General features: G+C 71.7%; 17 protein-coding genes. 6 read left to right on the top strand and 11 right to left on the bottom strand.

The window, feature by feature from the left end; all coding sequences use genetic code 11:
* Positions 1–134: 134 nt before the first annotated feature.
* Together E5671_RS17370 and E5671_RS17365 are read left to right on the top strand one after the other, a co-directional pair.
* A complete protein-coding gene (locus tag E5671_RS17370; protein WP_160504886.1) occupies positions 135–2,498 on the top strand; it encodes a glycosyltransferase in 2,364 nt (787 codons plus the stop codon).
* Entirely contained in the window at positions 2,495–3,727 is a 1,233-nt protein-coding gene (locus tag E5671_RS17365) for an acyltransferase family protein (protein WP_160504885.1), read from the top strand. The genes E5671_RS17370 and E5671_RS17365 overlap by 4 nt, the downstream gene beginning before the upstream one ends.
* Before the next feature lie 447 nt (positions 3,728–4,174).
* Here the strand turns inward: E5671_RS17365 and E5671_RS17355 are convergent, their stop codons facing one another.
* Positions 4,175–5,881: a serine/threonine-protein kinase gene (locus tag E5671_RS17355; RefSeq protein ID WP_160504884.1), complete on the bottom strand. Its 1,707-nt coding sequence runs from the start codon at positions 5,879–5,881 to the stop codon at positions 4,175–4,177.
* Between the two features lie 219 nt (positions 5,882–6,100).
* Between E5671_RS17355 and E5671_RS17350 the strand changes: the two genes are divergently transcribed.
* Positions 6,101–6,397 (top strand): hypothetical protein, encoded by a 297-nt coding sequence (locus E5671_RS17350; protein ID WP_160504883.1) that lies wholly within the window; start codon positions 6,101–6,103, stop codon positions 6,395–6,397.
* 109 nt (positions 6,398–6,506) lie between these two features.
* Positions 6,507–7,118, top strand: a complete 612-nt coding sequence (locus E5671_RS17345; RefSeq protein WP_202121151.1) for a hypothetical protein — start codon at positions 6,507–6,509, stop codon at positions 7,116–7,118.
* On the opposite strand, the gene E5671_RS17340 is transcribed toward E5671_RS17345, so the two are convergent.
* On the bottom strand, positions 7,019–8,974 hold the full coding sequence (locus E5671_RS17340; RefSeq protein WP_160504882.1) for a zinc ribbon domain-containing protein: 1,956 nt from the start codon (positions 8,972–8,974) through the stop codon (positions 7,019–7,021). The two genes, E5671_RS17345 and E5671_RS17340, sit on opposite strands and share 100 nt — an antisense overlap.
* Positions 8,975–9,158: 184 nt before the next feature.
* Between E5671_RS17340 and E5671_RS17335 the strand changes: the two genes are divergently transcribed.
* Both E5671_RS17335 and E5671_RS17330 read left to right on the top strand, forming a co-directional pair.
* Positions 9,159–10,043: an ATP-grasp domain-containing protein gene (locus E5671_RS17335; RefSeq protein ID WP_443032643.1), complete on the top strand. Its 885-nt coding sequence runs from the start codon at positions 9,159–9,161 to the stop codon at positions 10,041–10,043.
* A gap of 227 nt (positions 10,044–10,270) precedes the next feature.
* Positions 10,271–11,488, top strand: a complete 1,218-nt coding sequence (locus tag E5671_RS17330) for a Cmx/CmrA family chloramphenicol efflux MFS transporter (RefSeq protein WP_160504880.1) — start codon at positions 10,271–10,273, stop codon at positions 11,486–11,488.
* Here E5671_RS17330 and E5671_RS17325 read toward each other — a convergent pair.
* From E5671_RS17325 to E5671_RS17285, 9 genes are read right to left on the bottom strand one after another with little or no spacing between them, the layout of a single operon-like run.
* Positions 11,416–12,033, bottom strand: coding sequence for a hypothetical protein (locus E5671_RS17325; protein ID WP_160504879.1), 618 nt, complete (start codon positions 12,031–12,033; stop codon positions 11,416–11,418). The genes E5671_RS17330 and E5671_RS17325 overlap by 73 nt on opposite strands.
* Complete coding sequence (locus tag E5671_RS17320) at positions 12,014–12,853, bottom strand: FkbM family methyltransferase (RefSeq protein WP_160504878.1); 840 nt, start codon at positions 12,851–12,853, stop codon at positions 12,014–12,016. Before E5671_RS17320 ends, E5671_RS17325 begins: the two co-directional genes overlap by 20 nt.
* The gene (locus E5671_RS17315) at positions 12,850–13,077 is read right to left on the bottom strand and encodes a Trm112 family protein (protein WP_160504877.1); all 228 of its coding nucleotides are present in this window, start codon (positions 13,075–13,077) and stop codon (positions 12,850–12,852) included. The genes E5671_RS17320 and E5671_RS17315 overlap by 4 nt, the downstream gene beginning before the upstream one ends.
* Entirely contained in the window at positions 13,077–13,982 is a 906-nt protein-coding gene (locus tag E5671_RS17310) for a hypothetical protein (RefSeq protein ID WP_160510244.1), read from the bottom strand. Before E5671_RS17310 ends, E5671_RS17315 begins: the two co-directional genes overlap by 1 nt.
* Positions 13,983–13,998: 16 nt before the next feature.
* Positions 13,999–14,745: a methyltransferase domain-containing protein gene (locus E5671_RS17305; protein ID WP_160504876.1), complete on the bottom strand. Its 747-nt coding sequence runs from the start codon at positions 14,743–14,745 to the stop codon at positions 13,999–14,001.
* The gene (locus E5671_RS17300) at positions 14,742–16,208 is read right to left on the bottom strand and encodes a condensation protein (protein ID WP_160504875.1); all 1,467 of its coding nucleotides are present in this window, start codon (positions 16,206–16,208) and stop codon (positions 14,742–14,744) included. Before E5671_RS17300 ends, E5671_RS17305 begins: the two co-directional genes overlap by 4 nt.
* Complete coding sequence (locus E5671_RS17295; RefSeq protein ID WP_160510243.1) at positions 16,205–20,743, bottom strand: DUF3367 domain-containing protein; 4,539 nt, start codon at positions 20,741–20,743, stop codon at positions 16,205–16,207. The genes E5671_RS17300 and E5671_RS17295 overlap by 4 nt, the downstream gene beginning before the upstream one ends.
* Positions 20,740–21,459 (bottom strand): class I SAM-dependent methyltransferase, encoded by a 720-nt coding sequence (locus E5671_RS17290; protein ID WP_336605773.1) that lies wholly within the window; start codon positions 21,457–21,459, stop codon positions 20,740–20,742. Before E5671_RS17290 ends, E5671_RS17295 begins: the two co-directional genes overlap by 4 nt.
* Positions 21,456–22,622 (bottom strand): glycosyltransferase family 4 protein, encoded by a 1,167-nt coding sequence (locus E5671_RS17285; protein WP_160504873.1) that lies wholly within the window; start codon positions 22,620–22,622, stop codon positions 21,456–21,458. Before E5671_RS17285 ends, E5671_RS17290 begins: the two co-directional genes overlap by 4 nt.
* Positions 22,623–22,834 lie beyond the last annotated feature (212 nt).

Genomic DNA, 22,834 nt, shown 5'->3' with positions numbered 1-22,834 from the left:
TCAGTGAAGGTGCGGTGTCACAGTGATCGTTGAGGCTGGTGTGACCGATTGGCCCTGTTTCAGGGGTAGTTGGTGGCCCAACGAAAACCGAAGCGGTCCTCCCCCCACAATCCGAACAGGATGGGACCACACAGATGTCCGTCACACCGGTGCTGATACCGCACCCTTCCGCCACACCACCGAACAACGGCCACGTCCTGGCCGTCGGCTCACCCGGGCCGAGCCGTGAACTGCTCACCCGGACGCTGAAACTCACCGGGTACGACGTCACCCACGCCGTCCCCGGCGACGTACACCGCCAGGTCAGGCAGGCGCCACCGGACGCGATCGTGGCCCTCGACGACGGCCCGGACGGGCGGCGGCAGGGCCTCGACGTCATACGCGAGGTCCGCGCCGATCCCGCGGGGCAGGCGCTACCGCTGCTCATGGTCACGGGCGCCAGGACCCACGCCCCCGATACCGTCGCCGACCTGCTGCGGCACGGCGCCGACGACTGCCTGCCGGAGGCCTGTGACCCGCGCGAGCTGTCTGCGCGGATCGCGGCCAAACTGCACCGCGTCCCGGTCCCGGTGGAGAACCTGCTGCGCGATCCGCGCACCGGCCTCTACTCGGGGACGCACTTCATGGACGAACTCGACCGCGAGCTCAGCCGCCCGTCCGCCGCCCGGCGCGGTGGCGTCCTCGCCGTGGTCGGCGTCGCCGAGATGGCGGCCCTGGAGACACGGCTCGGACCGCGCGTGCGCCGCGAGGTCGCCGAGCGCCTCGCCGGGGTCGCGGAACGACTTGGCGGTGTCTGCGACCGGCTCGGCTGGGACGAGGCGGGGCAGCTCCTCGTGCTCATGCCCGGCGTCGACGAGGAGACCGCAACGCGGAGCCTGCGGGAGTTCGCCGTGTCCGTGGCCGGGACGCGCTTCGTCGTCGCCGACGAGAACGTCAGGCTCACCCCGGCGGTCGGCTGGACCCCGCTCGCCGAGTACGCCGACCACACCCGGGCGGCCGAACACGCGCGGGACGCCGTCGCCGAGGCCGTGCGCCACCGGGATCTGCGCCCGGTCCGCTACGAGCCGTGGATGCGGACGAGCGCCCCGCACGGCCACCGCAGGGCCCGCGCCGGACTCCGGGCGCTGCTCACCTGGACCACCCGTATCCTCTCGCCCGTGCTTCCGCTGGTCCTCGGCGTGGGCGTGCCGTTCCTGCTCTACCAGCAGGCGTACGAACTGGGCTGGGACGCGGCCGGGTTCGCGTACTGGGTGGTGGTGGCGGGGCTCGTGCTCTCCGCCCTGCTCATCATGCTGGAGTGCCTGTTCTCGCTGGACGCGACGTCCCGGCCCGACCGGCCAGGCCAGCCCTATCCGTCCGCGAGCGCCGTCATCGCCGCGTACCTGCCGAACGAGGCCGCGACCATCGTCGACACCGTCGAGTCGTTCCTGCGGCTCGACTACCCCGGAGACCTGGAGATCGTCCTCGCGTACAACACCCCGCACCCGCTGCCCGTCGAGGACACCCTGCGCGACATGGCGGCCCGCGATCCGCGGCTCGTGCTGCTTCCGGTGGCCGGGAGCACGTCCAAGGCGCAGAACATCAACGCGGCGGTGACGCGGGTGCACGGCGAGTTCGTCGGCATCTTCGACGCCGACCACCACCCCGCCCCGAACGCCTTCCGGCACGCGTGGGACTGGCTGTCCAACGGCTACGACGTCGTCCAGGGCCACTGCGTGATCCGCAACGGCGACAGTTCGTGGGTCGCGAGGACGGTCGGCGTCGAGTTCGAGACGATCTACGCGGTCAGCCATCCCGGACGGACCAGGATGTACGGCTTCGGGGTCTTCGGCGGTTCGAACGGCTTCTGGCGCACGGATCTGCTCGCCAGGACCCGGATGCACGGCTCGATGCTGACCGAGGACATCGACTCCACCCTGCGCGCCCTGAACGAGGGCGCGCGGATCGCCATGGACCGGACGCTCATCTCGCGTGAGCTCGCGCCGACGCTGCTTCGCCCGCTGTGGAACCAGCGCTCGCGCTGGGCGCAGGGCTGGCTCCAGGTCTCGCTGCGGCACCTGTGGGGCGCGCTGCGTTCGCCGGTGTACTCGCGGCGCCAGAAGACGGGCCTGTTCGTGCTGCTCGGCTGGCGTGAGGTCCAGCCGTGGCTGACGCTCCAGATCCTGCCGATCCTGCTGCACGCGGCGTGGCGCGCGGGCGGCGCCGACCGCCTGGACTGGGCGGTGCCGGTCTGCCTGATGGCGGCGGCGTTCACCCTGTCGGCGGGGGTGGTGCAGGCGGCCTTCGCGTGGCGGCTCGCGGTGCCCGAACTGCGGCGCCGCAAGGCGTGGTTCTGGCGCTACCTGCTCGTCTCGACGTTCTTCTACTCCCACTTCAAGAACATGGTGGCGCGCCAGGCGCACCTGAAGGAGGCGCTCGGCGACCGGCAGTGGCGGGTCACGCCGCGCGCGGCCGCCACGGAACCAGGGGTCGTCGCGGAGCCGGCGGTGCGGACATGAGCACGAGCACCCTGACCGCCGCCCGGCCCCCCGAGGCGGCGGCCCCCGCGCCACCCGCCACCCGCGGGCGCGCGCTCGAACTCCAGGGATACCGCGGCCTCGCCGCCCTGAGCACGGTCCTCTTCCACGTGTGGCAGGAGTACTACACCTACGACGCGGCAGGATCGCACCCGCCCGTCGAAAGCCCCTGGCTCGGCGCGCTGGTCTCGCTGGAGGTGATCGACCTCTTCTTCGTGATGTCCGCGTATCTGCTCACGCTGTCGTACGCCCGCGCTGCCATCGACGGAGGCTCGGTCCGTACGGGGAAGACCTTCCTCTTCCGGCGGGCGATCCGCATTCTGCCGCTGTACTTCCTGGCGGTGCTCGTCGTCTGGGCGAGCCGCAATCCGACGCTGCCGGGCGACTGGCGCGACCTGGTCGAGCACCTCACCTTCACGCACGTCTTCGACCAGGAGCGGATCTTCTACACCCTCGGGCCCACCTGGTCCCTCTCCCTGGAGGTCGCCTTCTACCTGGCGCTCGTCGCGCTCGGGCCGCTCGCGGTGCGGGTGTGCCGGGGGCTCGCGACGCGGCGGGCGCGGGTCGCCGTGTGCCTGTCGGGGTGCGCGGCGCTCTTCGTGCTGCCGGTGGTCTGGATCTCCGTCGCGCACTACGTCGTGGGGGTGCCGCACACCGACTGGCCGGTGTACTTCGGCCCGCAGGCCCGCTTCGGGGGGTTCGCGGCGGGCATGGCGCTCGCGGTGCTGCTCGTGGCGCTCGGCGAGCGGGGCAAGCTGAGCGCGCGGGCGACGGTGCCGCTCGCGGTGGCGGCGCTCGCGGGGCTCTACGCCCTGTCGTACTTCTCCGAGGCGGAGAGCTTCGCCCACACCTTCTACCACCCGATCGCCGCCCTGCTGTGGTTCGCGCTGCTCCATGCCACGCTGCACGTCCGCCCGCGGGAACAGGTGCGCTGGCACGGCCTGTTGAGGGCGCGCTGGGTGACGGCGGTCGGGCTCATCAGCTACAGCGTCTACATCTGGCACGAGCCGGTCATGCTGCAGCTCATCAAGTCCGGCCTCGTGCCCGCCGGTCGGGCGGGCTTCCCGTTCGCGGCGCTGATCGTCCTCGCGGTCGCGCTGGCGGTCGGGGCGGCGAGCTACTGGCTCGTGGAGTATCCGGCGGGCCTGCTCGGCAAGGCGAAGGACGGCAAGGGCGCGACGCGGGACTTCTACCCGGACCGGACGCGCTGACCTTCTCCTCGGACGTGCTCCGACGCGGCGACGCCGCCTCCCGTGGGACGGGGGAGGCGGCGTCGCTGCGGGCACTTCGGGTGACGTCAGACCAGCCAGCCGAGGAAGTGGGCGAGACCGGCGACGACGTCAGTGATGAGGTTCATGGTGGTGCTTCTCCTTGTGGGACTTCTCAGGATGTTTCGGATGTTCCAACTCCCGGACCCCGTACGGGACATGGACCGGGAAAGCAGCAACTACGGTCTGCAGCCCGTTGCTTGCGTTCCGTAATCATCGTCAATCACTTGCGTCACATGCAATCCCTGACGCGACGATCACCTGTTCCAGGGAACAACTGCTCCCCTGTTCGCATTTTCGGACGGCGTACGCGTCCTGGTCGACCGGCTCTGGCCGCGCGGCGTCTCCAAGGAGCGGGCTCGCGGGCCCGGAGTCGAGCCCTCGAACCCGTCAGCCTGTCCGTGTGAAGGAGCGGTGCGCCTCGATGAAGTGGCGCTCGCCCGCCGCCGCCCGCCCGGCGGGTGCCGAGACCCACAGGTCGTACATCTTGCCGCCCTCGTCCCAGCTCAGGTCGTACGTGCGGCGCGGCCCGCCGTCGCCGGAGCCGCCGTCCCAGGTGAACTCCCAGACTGCGGCGGGGTGGCCGTTGTGCGTGGTCTCACGGACCGAGCCGTCGCGGTAGCCCGGATAGTCCGAGGGGCCGTCCTTGTGTGCCTGCCGCATCACCGCCAGGGGGCCTTCCGGGTCCAGGGGCTGGGGGTGGACGCCGATGCGGAAGGCGTTGTCCGCCGAGTTGTAGTAGACGCGGGGCGGTTCGGCGGAGCGGGCGAAGCCGTTGGGCGTCACCATCTTGAAGCCGGTGGGGTCGGAGACCGTCCGGTAGCCCGCGGGGGCCGGATCGTCGTCGGCGGGCTTGTCCGGCTTGTCGGGGGCGGCCGTACCGGCCGGGGCGGGCTTGCCGGTGCCTTCGGGGGACGGCTTGGGGGCCGGGCTCTTCTTGCCGTTCTTGCCGTCCTTGCCGGGCTTCTTCGGCTTGTCGGCGCTCTTGGACGGCGTCTTGTCCGGCTTCTCGGTCTCCGGCTTCTCGCGCACCTCGTCAGCGGCGCCGCCGCGTCCCGTCGCCTCCGCCCCTGGGCTGGAGTCGCCCCGCGTCATGATCCACGCGCCGGTGCCGCCCGCGGCGAGGGCGAGGACCAGGGCGCCGGCCAGGAGCGCCGTACGGATCCGGGGGCGCGCGGCCGGTGCCGGGGCTGAGCCGAGCACGATCGCGTCGTCGGACGGCGGCGGCGCCGCGGGCCCGGGGGCCACCGGCGCGCGAGGGACGGTGGGCATCCGCTCCTCCACCAGGAAGCCGCGCAGGGCCTGTTCGGCCTCGTCGGCGCCGAGCCGCCGCTCGGGGTCCCGCTCAAGGAGACCGCGTACGACGGGAGTCAGCGGACCGGCGGAGTCAGGGACCCTGATCTCGTCCATGACGACGGCGTGCAGGACCCCCGCCACCGAGTCGCGGTGGAACGGGGACTCGCCCTCGACGGCCGCGCAGAGCAGCACCCCGAGCGACCACAGGTCGGACTCCGGGCCCGTGCGCTTCCCCGACATGCGCTCCGGGGCGGTGTACTCGGGCGACCCGACGAACGCGCCCGTCTCCGTGAGCGTCGTCTGCCCGGCGACCTGCGCGATCCCGAAGTCGGAGAGCACCACGCGCTCCGTCCCCGCCTCCAGGAGTACGTTCGCGGGCTTGAGGTCGCGGTGCAGGACCCCGGCCGTGTGCGCGGCGCGCAGCGCGGCGAGCAGGGCGAGGCCGATGCGGGCCGCCTCGGCGGGCGGGACCGGTCCCTCCAGGGCCATCCGGTCGGCGAGCGAGCGGCCGTCGATCAGCTCCATCACGAGCCAGGGCTGCGCGTCGTGCTGGACGACGTCGTGCAGGACCAGGATGCCGGGGTGCTTCACCTGCGCGACCGAGCGTGCCTCGCGCAGCGTGCGTTCGCGCCTGCCCGCGGCGTCGGCGGCCGACTGGCCCGCGTCGACGTGCAGCTCCTTCACCGCGACGGCACGGCCCAGGAGCTCGTCCTCCGCTCGCCAGACCGTGCCCATGCCGCCGCGCCCGAGCGGCGTCGTGATGCGGTAGCGCCCCGCTATGAGATCCCCGTGACTCGCCATGGCCGCATCATACGAACTCCCGTTGCATAAGGCCCAGTTGGGCCGATTGGTGACCGTGGTGCGTGAGTGGCGTGACCGAGCGGTGAAGAGAAGTGAACGGCGCACACGCTGACGGCAGGTGCAACCGCACGCCGGATACGTGGCGTGCCTGATCGACTACGGTGGGTGACTCCAGCGGGTCGCGTCGGGAGCGGCCCGCACGGTGGAGGGGATCTCAACATGATGCGACGACGCATGGCCGTGACCCTGGGGGCGATCGCGGCGGCCGTGACTCTGACGGTGGCGGTGCCGGGTTCGGCGTACGCGGCGGAAGGTGTCCTGATCGTCAACGGCAACGCGTACGAAGACCCGAGCGGCTGCTACCCCGTCGACTGGTTCCCGTCCTCGGTGACCAACCACACCGACGCTATCGCGGAGGTGCACTCCGGCCCGGGCTGCGGCGGCCCGGTCGAGCGGCTCGTCCATCCCGGCGAGACGTACTACACGGAGACCGCCCAGAGCGTCTTCATCCTCTGACCTGCCCGAGCCGGCCAGAAAGTGCCACACCGGCGCCCCGCCTCCGCGGGGCGCCGCGTGCCGACAGATCCTCATCGCGGCATTACGCGACGGTCGACAGGGAGATCCCGTGCCAACTCCCCAGCTCCTGCCTGTCTGCGGCCCCGAGTGTCCGATCCGCGCCACCGCCCCCGCCCCTGTAGCGCGCCCCAGGGCGGTGCTCGTCGACTTTTCCGGGACGCTGTTCCAGATCCAGCCCTACGAGGACCGCATCCGCGCCGCACTGCCCGACCCGGTGGACGAGCCCGCGATGTACGCCATCCTCACCTCCCTGGAGGCGGGCCTCTCGGACCCCGCCGTGATCGAGGCCCAGCACGCACGCGACGTCTCGTCCAGGGCCCACCGCCACGCGTTCACCACGTGGTACGCATCGGCCCCGGCGCTCGCCCCCGTCGCCGACGTCCTCTACGAACAACTCCGTTCCCCCGAGTACTGGTTGCCCTACGCGGACACCCTGATGGTCGGTGACCACCCCGCCAAGGACGGCGGGGCCGCGGGTGCGGGACTGCGGTCCTATGCGCTGCCTGGCCGGGAGCACGTCGACAAGTTGTTAGCGTCTCTGATCAGCTTCGAGATCCCGTGTCAGACGTGGTGGTCTGGCTCGGGTTTCGCCCATCGTGGAGGGGTGGCGTGGGCGTGGAGGTGGAATCCAGCGCCGAGTGCCGTTCCTCGTGGCCGCTGACCGGCTGTGGTGGGTGTGCTGATCGTTGTCACGCCCTGGTTCCGGTGGGCTGCGCGGGGCAGCCGTCTCCGGCCCGTGTGGGCGTGTCCCTCCGGACGCTTGCCCGCCAGGCCCTGCGGCCTGGCGGGGGAGGGTGTCCGGCGTCGCCTGGGCGTCGGACGTGTGGTGTGCCGCCGGGTGGGTCCAGTCTTGGACCGGTCCGTCCGGCTGGTCTTGGGCGCGGGGGGTGTGATGACCGCACCCGCTTCGAGCGTGTCCACCACTGAGCGGATCACCATGGCATGGGTGGCGCGGTCGGTGGCGGTCTTGGACTGGTGTGTCAGGCCACGTGCGGCGATACGCCGCCACGCACCCGTGTCACGGTCGCCCTGCCAGCCGCAGGAGCCGCACAGCGCCCATTTCCAGCCCGGTGTGGTGGGCCTGTCGGGGGCCTTGCGGTGGCGCAACACTTCCAGGCACTGCGGGCAGTGCCTGGAAGTGTTGCGCGCCGGGACGGTGACAACGGCGATACCGCTTTCGGCGGCCAGGTGCCGCATCCGCGCCACGATCTGCCCGCGCACGGCCTGGGACATGCGGGTGTTGTGGGTGCGGCCCATGCCGCGGGCTTCCATCGAGCGGAGGTCTTCGATGTACATGACGCTCGCCCCGGCGGCGATGGCCTGGTCCACGGCCCAGCGGGCGGCGGCCCACGCCAACGCGTCGTTGAGGTTCGAGCGCCGGTCGCTGACGTGTCTGATCTCCTGGGTCAGGACCGCCTGCCTGGCCACCAGGGCGTGCTGCTCGTTGCCGCCGGTGAGCCGCTGGTACCGGGCGATCTTCGCGTGCAACTGCTCGCCGTGACGGCGCAGCCGGTGCTGTTTGGCCAGCACTCCGGCCGCACGGAACATGCCACCGCTACCCAGGGCAGTGATCCTTCCGTCCTCTTGCAGACGGACAGCTCCGGCGGACAGCAGGGTGTTCAGGCCCCAGTCCACGCCCAGCGCGACCACATGCCCGCTCCACCGTGCCTTGGGGACGGCGTGGGAGTAGGCGAGATCGACCCGCACCCGACCCTGATGGACGCGCAGGGTGGGCAGGTGCAACACCACGGCGGCAGGGACCGTCGGCGGCAGCCTGAGCGGGCAGGCCACCCACGTCCAGTCCGTATAGCACCGCGGATCAGGCCGGGTCGGCACCTGCAGGCGCAGCAGGGCCCGGCCCGGCTCGTCGGCACGTTCGATGGTGGCCTGCTGCCCGTCACAGGCAGACAGCAACAACATCCGCGCCACCCGTGGCACGGCCTCCACCTCGAACACATCGTCAGGCATCCGCCCGTGCCGGGTAACGAACGTGATGATCTGCCGGGTGCGGGACTTGATGACGCCGGAAGGAAGATGGTGGCCCCCGGCCACGGTCGCACGGACCGCGTCCCACTCCCTGGCGGTGCGCCTAGCGGGCTCATCGGGCCAGGTCGCAAGGACACCAGCGATCACATCGGCGCGCCATGTCGCCGAGCGCAGCGTGCGCCCGGCCTGTTCCTGGGCCATGCGTACGATGCGGTCGTTGGCCCGAACTCCCCCGGGTGGCGCGACGGTCCAGCCAAGACGCCGCAGAGCCATCCAGGCATTTGACGGCAGCGCGCGCCCCGCTGCGTCCTCACCGGCGGCCAGCAGGTCCACATCGGCTGCGTGCCAGTGCTCGGCCAGCAGCCCGGCCACCATGCCCGACACCAGATCAGCAGCCCAGCCCACCCGCTCCGCCAGCGTTGCAGCCGACAGCACTTCGCCGGTCTTCTCCTCCACACCCGTACGCAGCAGACCACGGGCACAGGCGATGCGAGCGGTCTCGCCCTCGGCAAGCGGCAGCTTCCGGCTCACCGATACCCCCTCGCCGCCATGATGCTGTCATCCGATCAACGACACACCCCGCGCAAAGGTCACACAATCGACCCTCGCACCCACATACGGCACCGCACGCACGGACGCCACCAAAAGACGAATCACTACCGAGGCCTAAGGAATGAGATCCTGCGGGGCGGATCATCGAACCCTGGAGGACCACGTGTCACCCGACCGCCCCACGATCGCCCTGGTCACCAGCAGGCCTCAGCTGGAGACCGGCCTCGACCGTGACCTCCCCGAGCTGGCGCGCTCGCTCGGCGCGGCGGGCGCCGACGTCGCCACCGTGTCCTGGGACGACCCGCGGGTCGACTGGGAAGGGTTCGACCTCGTCGTCATCCGGTCCGCTTGGGACTACAGCGAGCGCGTTGCCGAGTTCGTGGCCTGGGCGGGACGGGTCGCGCGGCTCACCGTCCTGGCCAACCCGGCGTCCGTGGTGCGGTGGAACACCGACAAGCGGTACCTGGAGGAGCTGGCGGCGGCAGAGGTGCCCGTCGTGCCGACCGCCTATCTGGCGCCCGGCGAGGCGATCGAGATCCCGGACGACGGCCCGTTCGTCGTCAAGCCCGCGTACGGGGCGGGCGCGCGCTTCGCGGCCCGGTACGAGAAGGGCGAGTACGAGGCCGCCGCGGCGCACATCGAGCGGATGCACGGCGAAGGTCTGACCGCGATGGTGCAGCCGTACATGCCGCGCATAGACGAGACCGGGGAGCGCGCGCTCGTCTTCGTCGGCGGGCGGTTCCTGCACGCCATACAGAAGGGCGCGGTGCTGGCGCCCGGCGCGGCGTACGACGACGAGAAGATGCCGCACCCCGACCTCCGGCCGTGGCAGCCGACCCCCGCCGAACTCGCCGTGGCCGACCGGGCGTTGGCGGCGGTGCCGGGCGACCCCGAGCTGCTGTACGCACGCGTGGACCTCGTCGACGACGCGGACGAAGGCGCGCCCCGCGTCATGGAGCTCGAACTCGTCGAGCCGAACCTCTTCCTCGCCCTGCACCCGGCCTCGCTGGCGGCCGTGACGAAGGAGATACTGACCGCCGCGAGTTAATCGGGTGGACGTGGCGCGTGGGGCCTGATTAGCCTGCCGCCATGTCCAGTCCCGAGTCCGACAGACTCTAGCCACCGGCCGGCATGCCCGGTGGCCCTCTCTCACGTCACCGGATCGATCGCCGAAGCGCGGACCGACATCCCCCTTTTCTTCCTGGCGCGGCAGCCGCACGGCTGAACCGCCGCCTTGTCGACCCATGACCCATGACGTGGGTGCGGAGTTCCCTCATGCCCTTTGCTCTCTACATGCTCGGCCTTGCCGTCTTCGCGCAAGGAACCTCCGAGTTCATGCTCTCCGGTCTCGGCCCCGACATCGCCGCCGACCTCGATGTGTCCCTCTCCACCGCCGGCACCCTGACCTCGGCCTTCGCCGTCGGGATGGTCATCGGAGCGCCGGTGATGGCCGTCATCGGCCGCCGCCGGCCACGCAGGACCGCGTTGCTGGCCTTCCTGGTCACCTTCCTGCTCGTCCATGTCGTCGGCGCGCTGACCACCAGCTTCGCCGTGCTCCTCGCGACCCGCGTCGTCGGTGCGCTCGCCAACGCCGGGTTCCTCGCGGTGGCCCTGGTCGCCGCCATCGGCATGGTCGAGCCGAACGCCAAGGGGCGCGCCACGTCGGTGCTGCTCGGGGGCGTCACCCTCGCCTGTGTCGCCGGCGTCCCGGGCGGCGCGCTGCTCGGGCAGATCTGGGGGTGGCGGTCCGCCTTCTGGGCGGTGGCCCTCGTCTCGGTGCCCGCCGTCCTCGCGATCCTGCGGTCCGTGCCCGCCGGTACGGCCGACACCGCGGGGGCGGGTGGCGCGCGCGGGGAACTGCGGTCGCTGCGCGCACCCCGCCTCGTCGTCACCCTGCTCCTCGGAGCGCTGGTGAACGGCGCGACCTTCTGTACGTTCACCTACCTCTCGCCGGTGATCACCAACGTCACTGGTTTCTCGGAGAGTTGGGTGCCCGCGCTGCTCGCGCTCTTCGGCGTGGGGTCGTTCATCGGGGTCACGGTCGCGGGACGGTTCGCGGACGCGCGGCCCGTTCCTTTTCTCCTCACGGGCACGGTCGCGCTGCTCGCCGGATGGGTGCTCTTCGCGCTGACCGCCGGGAATCCCGTGGCGGCGGTCGTCCTCGTACTCGTCCAGGGCGCGCTGTCCTTCGGGGTCGGCTCCGCGCTCATCACCCGGGCGCTGTACGCGGCGACCGGCGCCCCCACCCTCGCGGGCGGCTTCGCCACGGCCGCGCTGAACGTGGGCGCCGCCATCGGCCCCGTCGGCGGCGGCATCGCCCTCTCGGCGGGGCTCGGCCACCGCTCGCCGCTGTGGGTCAGCGCGCTGCTGGTGGCCCTTGCCCTCGCGGTCGGGGCGGTGGCGCTCCTCCGTAGCAGGCGTCAGCCGCCGTCGGGAAGCGAAAGCCGCTGGAGCAGCCCCCAGGTGAACTCCGCGACGCAGCGCCGCGGCTGACCCGAGCCGTCCGGCGCGGTGAAGGCGAGCCGCCAGCGCGTGGGTGCCGTGCCTTCCATCGGGCGGGCCGGGGCGAACGCGCGGGCGGCCTCGTCGACCGTGCACGACCAGGGAGTGAGGTCGTCCAGGGTGCGGAGTGCGGGGCCCGGGGCGCCGGGCGCGCGGATCAGCCACTCGTTCCACACCGCGCCGTTCGGTGCGCGCAGGACCTCGAAGCGCAGGTCCGGCCAGAGCGGCACCGGCCACAGCAGGGCCTCGCACTCCAGGTCGCCGATCTGCCGGGCCACGGTGGCTTCGGGGGCGCCGAGCACCGAGCGGTAGCGGGAGACGGCGCCGCGTGAACGGGGGGAGCGGCTCATCGCCTGCCAGCGGCGGTTGGCCTCGCGCATGTCCGCGATGGAGACGCCGAGCCCGTGGCGGGCCGCCTCCACCAGGTCCGGGTTGTGGTCGGCCATGCGGCGCAACAGGACCAGCTGGAAGTCGAGAGGAGTGAACGGGCCCGATGAAGTGGGGCCGGAGGCGGAGCTAGCGGACATGCGCTCCATGGTCGCGCACCGCCGCCGCTCCCGGGCGCCGCCCGCCGGGAAGGAAGAGCACCGAGTTGACGTACCGGGGCCTGCGCGGCGTGAGCACCCTGCGCAGCAGGCCCTGCGACACGACGTACGACGTGTCGTTCTGGTGCGCCTCCAGGTCGAAGCCGTCGAGCGGCACCCAGGTGTCGTGGGGCAGGACCCAGCCCTGGTAGCCGTGGTGCCGGGTGAGCAGCTCGATGATCGGCTTGATCGGCTGGATGCGGGACTCCAGCTCGATGAAGAGGGCGGGCCGGTCCCGGGTGAGCAGATCGTGGGCGCCGTGCAGGACCTGGAGTTCGTTGCCGTCCACGTCGATCTTGATGAAGTCGACGTCGCGCAGGCCGAGCCCGTCCAGGGTGAGGCAGGGCACCTCGACCGCCTTGGCGTGGATGTCCCTGCGGATGAGCGAGGAGACCCCGCGGTCCCCGCGGTCGCCCTGCGGCAGCCAGAGCCTGGCCGTGCCGGGGCGGTCGGTCGCCGCGGCCTGGATCACCCGGACGTTGCCGGGCGTGGAGGTCTCCAGGAACCGGGCCAGATGCGGGACGGGCTCCACCGTCACCACGCGGCGCGCACGCGAGGCCAGGCGGCGCGACCAGGGGCCGTACCAGCCGCCGACGTCCACCGCCGTGCCGCAGCCGCGCGGGCAGAGGTCGGCGAGGCGGGCCAGCTCCGGCTCGAAGCGGGGGTAGACGAGGCGGGCCAGGGCGCCGATGAGGCGGGCGGGGAGGTGCGGGGCGAGGCGGGCGGCCACGGTCTTGTGGGGCTTTGGGACGGACCTCTCGGGGCCCGTCACGGGGAGATCCGCTTCAGGAGCTGCTCGTGCTCGTCCTCCGATATCTGCTCGCCCGACGAGGGCAGGAGCTGCGGTATGCCGTCGATGATCGGATAGCGGCGGCGCAACCGCGGGTTGTAGAGCACCTCCTCCGGTACGAGGGGTTCCGCGGGCTCAAGGAGATGCAGCGGCCCCTTGTCCAGCGGACAGGCAAGGATCTTCAGGAGGGGGTCTTCGGGGTTCATCAGCTCGTCAACTCCTTGGTCGGGGGCGTTGCTTGGGGCGGTGGCGCGTCATGCTTGGGCATGGCGAGGAGGACGGAGACCGCGAGCGCCGTGCCCGCGATCCGCAGGGCGAGCCGCAGCGGTTCCTCCGGCAGCGGTTCGCCGAAGGCCAGCGTGCCGAGTACCGCGGTGAACAGCGCGGTAACCGTCGTGCACACGGGGACGATGAGCGAGGCCCGGCAGCGCTGCAGCGCCGCCTGGGACATGATCAGGCCGAACGCACCCGTGAAGAGCAGGAGATACGGATACGGGGAGCGCAGCAGGTCGAGCAGCGCGGAGCCGAGTTCGTCCGTGGTCAGATAGCTCGACACCCCCTTGATCGCGAGCGAGCTGACGCCGTAGAGGAGCCCGACGGCGACCCCGTACTCGACGCCCGTCGTGGGCAGCCGGTGCCGGTGCTTCGCGCGCCGCTCGGCCGATCCGTACAGCAGGACTCCCGCGGCGAGCGAGGGCAGGCAGACCGTGAGGACGAGCGGGACGGGCGCGCTGCGGCTGACGGTGTCCGACTCCTCGCTCAGCGAGAGGACGACCATGAGCAGCGCGAGAAGGATGGCCCCGACGGCGTACCGCTCGCGCCCCGACGTCTGCTCGCCGAGCAGCACGGAGGAGAGCAGCAGCAGGAGCACGAGCCCGGAGACGAAGATGCCCTGCGCGGCGGCGATCGGCAGCGTCCGGTAGACGGCGAGCTGCGCGCCGAACCCGGCGGCGAGCGCGAGCGATCCGCCGATCCACAGCGGGCTGGAGATGACCTGCTTGAGCAGCCGTGCCGGGCTGCGCACGCTGACGGAGGGCATCGCGGTCAGGGCCCGCTTCTCCAGGACGAAGCCCGTGCTGTAGAGGACGTTCGCCAGCAGGGCGGCGGCCACACCCCACCACATGTCCTTACGTCCTTCGGGCGTGCAGCAGCAGGATCGACGAGGCGCTCGGCACGGCGCAGGCGAGCCGGTCCAGGGCGCGCAGCGGACGCGGTACGCCGTGGAAGGGCGCACCGGCGAGGCGCACCACGTCGAAGCCGGACGCGGCGACGAACTCGCGCAGCGCGCGGGCGGTGTAGAGCCGAAGATGCCCGACGACTTCGCTCCCCGGCCGTCCGTGGATGCCGCGCAGGCTGACCTCGGAGAAGACGGGCTGCACCCCCGCGAGCAGGAGCCCGCGGTTGTACCAGGCGGCGAGGTTGGGTGTGGACAGCATCAGATGCCCGCCCGGCCTGAGCACTCTCCGCAGCTCGTCGAGGGCGCTGTCGGGATCGACGAGATGCTCGATGACTTCACTGAAGAGCACGGCATCGGCGGACCCGTCGCCGAACGGCAGCCCTCCATCGGTGAGTTCACCGCGTACGACGTACGGCAGATGCGCGTGGGCCCGCTTGAGGGCGTCCTGGGACCAGTCGACGCCGATGACGCGATGCCCGGCGAGGAGCGGGGCGGCGGTCGCCGCCGCGGTGCCGTCGCCGCAGCCGATGTCGAGGACGACGGCGGTGCGGGCGGTGGCGGGGCCGAGGGCGTCGGCGAGCATCCGGGCCTGGCGGAGGCTGCGGGCGTCGCCGGACGCGACGGGGACGGAGGGGTCCTCGTAGAAGTCCCGCAGGTCGCGGGGCGCGGTGCTGGTACTGGTACTGGTACTGGTCACGGCGTACTCCCCTCCTCCGTGTGCTCGGTGGCGTGGAGGTAGTGCTCGAAGAGGTCGCGCAGATGTGCCCCGTCGCCGCTGCTGAGCAGGGTCTTCGACCAGCGCAGGGCGACATGCAGGCGGCCCGCGGTGGACGCCGTGGTCACGGTCAGACCGCGGGGCAGCCGGGCGGGCGCGGAGAACCAGACGGCGTACGCGCGGCCGGCGTCACCGAAGTCGAGGGGGTACGGAACGCGCCCGATGTTGCTGAGCAGCGTGGTGGAGGTCCAGGGCGCGGCGGCTCTGCGCAGGCCGCGCGTGACGGCGGCTCTGAGGGTGACGGGCAGCACGGGGGAGGTCAAAAGGGCGGCTCCGCGGCCGAGTTGGGGCCGGGAGAGGGCCTTGAGGGCGCGGGTGCGGTCGGCGGTGCGGCGCAGGAGTGCCCCGATGTCGTCGGGCCCCCACTCCTCAGAGGTCAACTCGGCGGCATTGAACGGCACTTCCACAAGACGGGTGCCGTTCCCGATGGGCATGTCCATGTCCCGGGTCCGGTCGTCGACGGGCATGGTGATCCGGAAGGGCCTTGGCCGCGCCCCGTGCTCCCGGTTCCAGTGCGCGATCATCAGCGCGGTCGCCACCATGAGCTGATCGTTCACGGTGAACGGCGCCCCCTTGGGCCGCCGAGGCACCGGCAACTCGGCGACGAGCATGCCGTTGCCGGGGGAGGGCTCGGGGGCCCCGCGCGAGACACGGGCAGGCGGAGCCCAGCCGGAGGGCGCGTCACCGACGACGTCCGCGCTCTCGGGCGCGGGGGCCGAAGGCGTACGCAGAGGAGGCGCGGCGGGCGAGTTGTCCTGCCCGCCGTACAGCTCGGCGGCGGTGGCGAGAACACGGAGACAGGCGGGGCCGTCGAGGGCGGTGTGATTGATGGTGAGGAAGAGGACACTGGCGGCATGGCCGTCGGTGGGGCTCGTGCCTGCGGGTGACTCGGCGCTTGTCTCGTCGGTATCTGGGGTGCCGGTGGGCGTGCCCCCCGCACCGTTACCACCGCCGGAGGCGACCGCGTCGGCGTCCCCGCCGGAAGCGATCACCTCCAGGCGGATCGGTGGGGAGGCCGACAGGGGCGGGGCTTCCGACAGGGAGCGGGTGCGGGCCTTCTTCAAGGCGTCCCGCTCCGGGGGCGGGAACGTCACGACCTCCACGTCCGGCTCCGCCGTCAGCTCCCACTCGTAGCGGCGGCGGTACCAAGGCCCCCGCGCCTCCCGCATCAGGATGCGCGGGTGGCGGCGCAGGGCCTCGGTGAACGCGGCCTTCAGGCGGTCCGGGTCCGGCGTGCCGGGCAGGTGGACCTCGATGTGTACCGTCTCCGGCTCCTCCTCCTGGAGGCAGTGCCTTGCGACCTCGTCGACGACGGGGAACGGCACGCGCTCCGGGGGCCGTTCGGGTCCGTCCGCGTGACGTGCCGGGTGATCGAGTGCGGTCATCGGTCCGTGTCCTCCCCGGGGGTGGACGGCGCCGCGGCTCCCACGGGCCCGTCCGTCGCCCTTGGCCTGCGCCGCCTGAAGCGCGTGGTCCGCGCGGTCCGGGTACCCGGCGCTGCCGGTTCCGGCTGGGCCGACGCGGGGCCCCTGGCGGAGATGGTCGAGCTGGTCGCCGCCTGCGGGGCGCCACCACCGGAGTCCGCATCGGAGCCCGGCCCGCTCTCCCCGCTCTCCCCGCGCTTCCGGCGCGGCAGCGGAGTCGTACCCAGGTCCCGGTCAGGACCCGGCGACGGCGTCATCGGAGGAGCCGCCGGAGGAGCCGCGGGCGGCGGCTGGTGCGCAGGCGGCGGCCCCCACGGAGCGGCCTCTCCACCGGTGTCACCGGACCCGGAAGCTGCCGGCGCAGCCGGAGCCGCACCCCGCACACTCACCAGCGCCGCGAACAGCGCGATCAGCGCAAGGAGTTGGGCGGCAGGGCTGAACGCGCCCTCGTCCGCCGTGGCAGGCTCACCCGCCCCCACCGCCGCCGCGATCCCCGCCCCGGCCATCGCCACGAAGGCGAGCGGGACGAGCAGCGAGTGACGGCGCCAGGCGAGGAGGGCGAGAGCTGGCACGAGCAGCGCGAACCAGCCCGCGATCACCGCGGCCACCAGCGTCAGCGCCACCGTGCCCAGGATCAGACCCGGCGCGGGCGGCGCCACGTCAGGGCCGTCCGGGTTCGGCTCGCGGCGCCGGATCAGGACCAGGGCGATCAGGGCAAGCACCCCGACCCCGCCGCCGATCAGGCCGATCTCGTAGATCCGCGAGGGCTCGTAACTCAGCTTGACCGTGCCGCCCTCGCCCTTCGGGACCAGGAAGCCCTGCTGCCAGCCGTCGAGGCGTACGGACGACAGCTCCTTGCCGTTCAGCGTGGCCTTCCAGCCGTCGTTGATGTTCTCGTAGGTCGAGAGGTACGAGGCCGAGCCCGCGCCCACCGACACCTCGCGCCGGTCGCCGAGCCAGTCCTTGATGTTCAGCGAACGGGACTCGCGGTCGATCGCGCCCGGCGTCCCCTGCGTCAGCGAGACGTCCATGAGGGCGAGCGGACCCGCGTCCCCGGCCTCGACGGTGTGCTTGCCCGCGCCGAGCGACAGGGCCGTGTTCTCCGAGCCGCGCGAGCAGAGCGTCACCTCGATGGCCCGCCGCTCGACCAGATCCCGTACCGAACCCTTCGCGCTCGTCGCGTGGAGCTTGCCGTCGACGGCGAGCTCCGGGCCTTCACCGCAGGCGAGTTCGAAGGTCGACGAGGCCGATGGCTGCTTCGTCCGGTACTTGTCCAGGGCCGGGACGTAGACCTCGGTGAGGCCCACCGGCAGCTGCAACTCGTCGTCCGCCACCGGGTTGTGGACCTTCAGCGGCGCGGTCTTGGTGACCGTGATGGTCAGCTCGTCCGTGGTGATCGGCGGGAACCGGACGTTGCCGTTCTCGTCGACGCCGGCGATCGCCGCGCCGTCCGGCGAGCTGATCTCGACCTTCTCGGGGCGCGTGGAGAGCCCGCCCGCCGCGGGAAGGACGATCTCGTCGATCGCCTCCTTGCCCTTCCACTTCAGATGGACCACGGGACTGTCACCGGCGATCCAGGCCGTAGTCAGGTCGCCGTCCGTGAGATTGCGCGGCGACAGGCCGCCGCCGAGCTTCGACGTGGAGTCGGCGCTCGCGACGATCTGGTCCTTCTGCTCGGGCGCCACCTTGTAGAGCAGCTTGTCCAGTTCGGACCCCGGCACGGCGACCGCGCTCGCCTTCACCTCGTACTCGGCCTCGGCCGGAGTGGTGAAGCGGCGGTGCAGCCCCGCCTCGGTGTTCACCGGCGACAGGGCGCTCGGGTCGGAGGAACGGTGCATCGAGTACGTCGTCGCGTCGGCGCCCTCGGCGGGCGTCCTGGCGGCGGACCCGGTGTCCGTGGGCAGCTGCAGCAGCTTCGTCACGCGCACGCCCGGGACGGTGATCTCCGAGAACCCGGCGCCCGTCAGACCCGCCTTGCCGATCTGCGCGTCCAGGATGGTGACCTTCAGCCAACTGGAGTCGCCCGCAGGTGCCTTGACGCTCTGGCGCATGCCGTTGGGCTGCAGCGAACTCGTACGGCTGCCCTGCTCCGTCTCCACCCGCACCCGGGTGGGCGCGGCCCGCACGCCCTCCTGCGGCAGTGGCGTGAGCCGGATCGAGGACGGGACGGACTCCTTGGACCTGAACTCGGCCTTGATCCAGGCACCGTCGGGCTTTCCGGGGCTGCCCTCGGCCCATGCCGTGGCCGGATTGCCGTCGAAGGCGTTCACGGGGTCGTACTGCGGCAGGTGGAAGAGCCAGTTGCCGTAGCTCGACGCCGTCACGGACTTCGCGCCGCGCAGCTGAGCCGTCGTCTGGTGCTCGATCCCCGAGGTGGGCAGGATCTGGTGCGGCTTCTTTCCCGCGTCCTGAAGGGCTCCGCTCGCGTTGCGTTCGCCCGGTGTGTACGTATAAGAGGTGTTGGAGTTGACCAGGCCGAAGCGCGTGTCGGCACGGCGCAGTCCGTCACCGACCGCCTGCAATCCGGGAGTTCCGACGCCCGGGTGGTTGTCGCCCGTCAGGACGGAGGGGCGGTCCCGCATCGAGGGGTCGGCGGACAGCTGGAGCAGCGACTCGGGGCCACCGCTCACCACGGCCGTGTTCGAGACCGGCTTGATCCCGGCCTGCCCTGGCCGCTCGGCGCCCGACCCCGGTGCGTAGATCTCGACCGCGCGCTGGCGCGGGTAGAGGCCCTCGACCTGGAGAGGAGTGTCGTTGGGGATCTTCCCGCCGGTCTCCTTCGGACCGAAGCCGGTGACCCGCTCGAAGCCGGACTCCTCCAGGGTCCGCTTGACGGTCGCGGTCGGTACGTTGCCGACCTGGTCGGGGTCGAGGTCATTGCGTACGACGACGTAGTACATGCCCGCGCGCGTCACGTAGTCGCGAAGACCGGGGACTTCGCCGCCGGTCGCGAGCGCCTGTTCCACCGCGTCCATCGCGCGCCGGTTGCCTGCCGTGCCGAACGGGACGTAGTCCCGCTGCGCCCAGCGCGACTCCGCGAGCACGTCGAGGGGCTGGTCGATGGGCGAGCCCCAGGTGTAGATGCCGTGCGCGGTGGCTGGCACCACGAGCGCGCGGGAGTCGGGGGAGTACTTCTCCAGCCAGTCGGCCGTCGCTTCCCAGTAGGTGGGCAGCTTCTGGAAGGAGCCGGGCTGGAGGATCGAGCCGTTCAGGTAGGGGAAGGCGAGACCCGGCAGCACGAGCAGGGCCGCGATCAGCGGGGCGAACTTGCGCCCCCGCACCGGCCGCGCCCCGCGCGCCTGCGAGGCCACGCCCACGAGGTGCATCAGGCCGAGGACCAGCGCGAGCGCGAGGCCCGTCTGGAACTTGTAGATGTTCCGGAAGGGGACGAGCCCGCCGTTCAGCCACGACTGCACGGTCTCGTGGAAGGGGGCCCCGAACGCGCCGCCGTAACCGGCGAGCGTGATCAGCACGACCGAGAGCACGGTCAGGACGAGCCAGCGCCGCTCGGGCAGATCACGCCGCGCGAGCCCGGCGAGGCCGAGGGCGGCGGCGAGCGCCGAGCAGACCACGACGATCACGGACGTCGCGACGGTCCAGCCGGCGGGCAGCCATGCCTCGCCGAAGTTCAGATAGGCGACCCAGTTGCCGGCGCCGCGCAGCGTCTCCGTGGCGGACATCGTGCCGGTCGTGGTGGCCGAATTCTCCACGTACGGAAGGAAGTTCTCGCCGTAGATACCGAGCATCAACAACGGCACCACCCACCAGGCGGTGGCGAGGATGACGCCGGGCACCCACCAGGTGATCAGCTTCCGCTTGCGCGGGCCGTTCGGCCTCGACAGGAGATACAGGCCCACAGGAAGGAGGGACGCCAGCGTCGCCGCCGCGTTCACGCCGCCCATGAAGGGGATGAAGAGCGCGGACCGCAGAGCCGCCGACCGCGCGCTGATGCGGTCGTTCGTCAGCGGGAGCAGCACCCAGGGCAGGAGGGCGCCGGGCAGCGCCGCCGCCGACGTCGACCCGACGACGACGGTGAACGTCGGCCACAGGGCGTAAGCCACCGCGCCGAGCAGCCGGCTGGTGCCGCTGCCGATCTGCAACCTCTCGGCGAGCCGCAGCGCACCCCAGAAGGCGGTCGCCACGATCAGCGAGAGCCAGAGGCGCTCCGCGAGCCAGATGGGGAGCTGGACGAGGTCCGCGAGGCCGTAGAACGGCAGCATCGGCCACGTATAGCCGACGTACTGGTCCTGGATGCCGCCGAATCCGCCGCGGTCGTGCCACAGCTGGCCGAGGTCGGAGAGGAACTGCCAGGGGTCGACGGCGACCCCCAGCTTCGTGTCGAACGTCATCCGCCCTGGCTTCACGGCCAGGAAGAGGACGAAGACCACGGCCCAGAACCCGAGCAGCCAGCGCTTGGAGCGCGGGCCTCTGCCGGGTTCGGGGGCGTCAGCCGTTGGCCGGACTGCCGCCGGGGGTGGGGCCTGGACCGTGGTCATGGACACCGCCTGAGGATGAGAAGGAGATTCCAGGTGGCGAACTCGCGTACACCCGGCACTTTGGTGATGCCACTGGCCAGGAACGGCCAGTAGCGGGACCGCGCGGACACGACGGACACGTCGCCCCTCGCCCGCACTTGGCGCAGGGTCGGGCCGACGTGGTGAGCGAAGAGGTTCTCGCCGAGCGTGTGTTTGGCTGCCTTGCCTGTACGTCGTTCATAGCGGGCGCGCCCACGGGCGCCGCCCAGGTAGTGCCAGGGCGCCCACTCGTGGCCGCCCCACGGCGAGTACCAGTTGGTGAAGGAGACATAGATCAGCCCGCCGGGCCTGGTCACCCGCACCATCTCGCTGAGGAACGTCTGCGGATCGTCCACGTGCTCGAGGACGTTGGAGGAGAACGTGACATCGGCGACGCCGTCCGCCAGCGGGAGGAGATACCCGTCGGCGACGACGGAGCCCTCCGGCGGCTTGGCGCCCAGTTCGGCCGGGTCCGGCTCGAAGAGGAAACTCTGCGCGCCGCGCCGCCGGAACTCCTCGGTGAAATAGCCACCGCCGCCGCCGACATCGACGACGACACGGCCCTTGACCGGTCCATAGGCCTCGACCTGGTCGGCGGCGTCACGGGCGAGCAGGGTGTAACACCGCTCGGGCTCTTGCTGCTCGCGCAGGAAGGCCCGGAAGAGGGTGACGGAACGGCGCAGGGACGGATCCTTCACGCGGACCCCTGGGCTGTCTGGTGCGAGACGATCGCCTCGGAGGCCACCGCCTGGAACTCGCGTACGGAATTGGCCCACCGGTAGCTGGTGGCCCGCTCACCGGCGGCCTTGCCGAGGCCCCTGCGGCGCTCGGCGCTCAGCGCCAAGGTGCACCAGGCGGCGGCGAAGGAACTCTCGCCGCGGGCCAGCAGCCCCGTCACGCCGTCCTCGATGGAGTCACGTACGCCCGGTACGTCGAAGCCGATCGCCGGGGTCGAGCGGGTCGCCGCCTCGGTGATGACCAGGCCCCAGCCCTCGACTGCGGAGGGGTGAAGGAGCATCCACGCCTCGCAGAGCAGCCGGTGCTTCTCGGCCTCGGAGACATGGCCCTTGAACTCGACGCCGGGCCCGGCGATCTGTTGCAGCCGCTCGCGCTCGGGTCCGTCGCCCACGATCACCAGGCGTCCGCCGGTGACGGGCCTGACCCGCTCCCAGAGGCGAAGGAGCAGGTCGATGCGCTTGTACTCGACGAGCCGTCCCATCGCCAGGAACATCGGCTCGTCGGAGCGGGGGTGGAGCGGGCCGGGCTCCTCGACCCCGTTGTGGACTATGCGTATTCGCTCACGCTCGACGCCTATCGCGCGCAGGGCGGAGGCCGTCGACGGCGATACGGCCACCAGGAGGTTGCCGCGCTGGGCACCGGAGAGCGACCAGTGTTCGAGTCTTCGGCCGAGCCGGGCCGCGGGGGCGAGCGCACCCTGGAAGCGCATCCCCCACAGATCGGTGTGGACGTGGTTGACCAGGCACAGCGTGGGACCGCGGTGCCACAGCGGCGCCAGGTACGGCATGCCGTTGCAGACCTCGACAAGGAGGTCGCAGTCGCCGACCTGCCGGGTGAAGGCGGACCGCGAGCGCAGATAGTGCCCGAGGTCACCGCCCGCCGAGACGACGCGGTAGTCGCGGAAGGCGGCAGGGCCCCCGCACAGGAGGGTGACCTGATGGCCGAGCTTGCTCAGGCCGTCGGCAAGACGGTCGACGAGCAGTTCGGATCCACCCGCGGCCGGGTTCGCGAGGTCGCGGCGGGCGAGGAATACGATCCGGCGCGGCTGCGGGGGAGGTGCCGGTAGCCGTTGCGCGACCCGCGGGGTTGCGGCGCGCAGCGGAGAAGGCACGTGCTGGGGCATGCGTGCTCCAACTCGTCAGGGTGCGGAACCGTGAGGTCGCTATAGGGGGGTTGCACCGTTCGGGGTCGCTTACGGAGGTGCTGTGCTCTGACTGTGCGGGGGTGGTGCGGGGGCGGTGCGGGGACTGTGCTCGGGTGGGGTCGTTAGTTTTCGCCGCCGTGTTCGACCCCGCTACTCACCGAAGTGACAACTTTCGGGGTTTCAACAGCTGA

The sequence above is a fragment of the Streptomyces sp. BA2 genome (assembly GCF_009769735.1).
Classification (GTDB): domain Bacteria; phylum Actinomycetota; class Actinomycetes; order Streptomycetales; family Streptomycetaceae; genus Streptomyces.
This window is presented reverse-complemented; position numbering and strand designations above follow the sequence as displayed.

What these genes read in the sequence shown, in the direction of transcription:
- E5671_RS17330 (WP_160504880.1), top strand. Translation starts at nt 10,271, where the DNA reads ATGCCCTTTGCTCTCTACATGCTCGGCCTTGCCGTCTTCGCGCAAGGA.
- E5671_RS17325 (WP_160504879.1), bottom strand. Translation starts at nt 12,033, where the DNA reads ATGGAGCGCATGTCCGCTAGCTCCGCCTCCGGCCCCACTTCATCGGGC.
- E5671_RS17295 (WP_160510243.1), bottom strand. Translation starts at nt 20,743, where the DNA reads ATGACCACGGTCCAGGCCCCACCCCCGGCGGCAGTCCGGCCAACGGCT.
- E5671_RS17285 (WP_160504873.1), bottom strand. Translation starts at nt 22,622, where the DNA reads ATGCCCCAGCACGTGCCTTCTCCGCTGCGCGCCGCAACCCCGCGGGTC.
- E5671_RS17315 (WP_160504877.1), bottom strand. Translation starts at nt 13,077, where the DNA reads ATGAACCCCGAAGACCCCCTCCTGAAGATCCTTGCCTGTCCGCTGGAC.
- E5671_RS17355 (WP_160504884.1), bottom strand. Translation starts at nt 5,881, where the DNA reads ATGGCGAGTCACGGGGATCTCATAGCGGGGCGCTACCGCATCACGACG.
- E5671_RS17350 (WP_160504883.1), top strand. Translation starts at nt 6,101, where the DNA reads ATGATGCGACGACGCATGGCCGTGACCCTGGGGGCGATCGCGGCGGCC.
- E5671_RS17370 (WP_160504886.1), top strand. Translation starts at nt 135, where the DNA reads ATGTCCGTCACACCGGTGCTGATACCGCACCCTTCCGCCACACCACCG.
- E5671_RS17300 (WP_160504875.1), bottom strand. Translation starts at nt 16,208, where the DNA reads ATGACCGCACTCGATCACCCGGCACGTCACGCGGACGGACCCGAACGG.
- E5671_RS17365 (WP_160504885.1), top strand. Translation starts at nt 2,495, where the DNA reads ATGAGCACGAGCACCCTGACCGCCGCCCGGCCCCCCGAGGCGGCGGCC.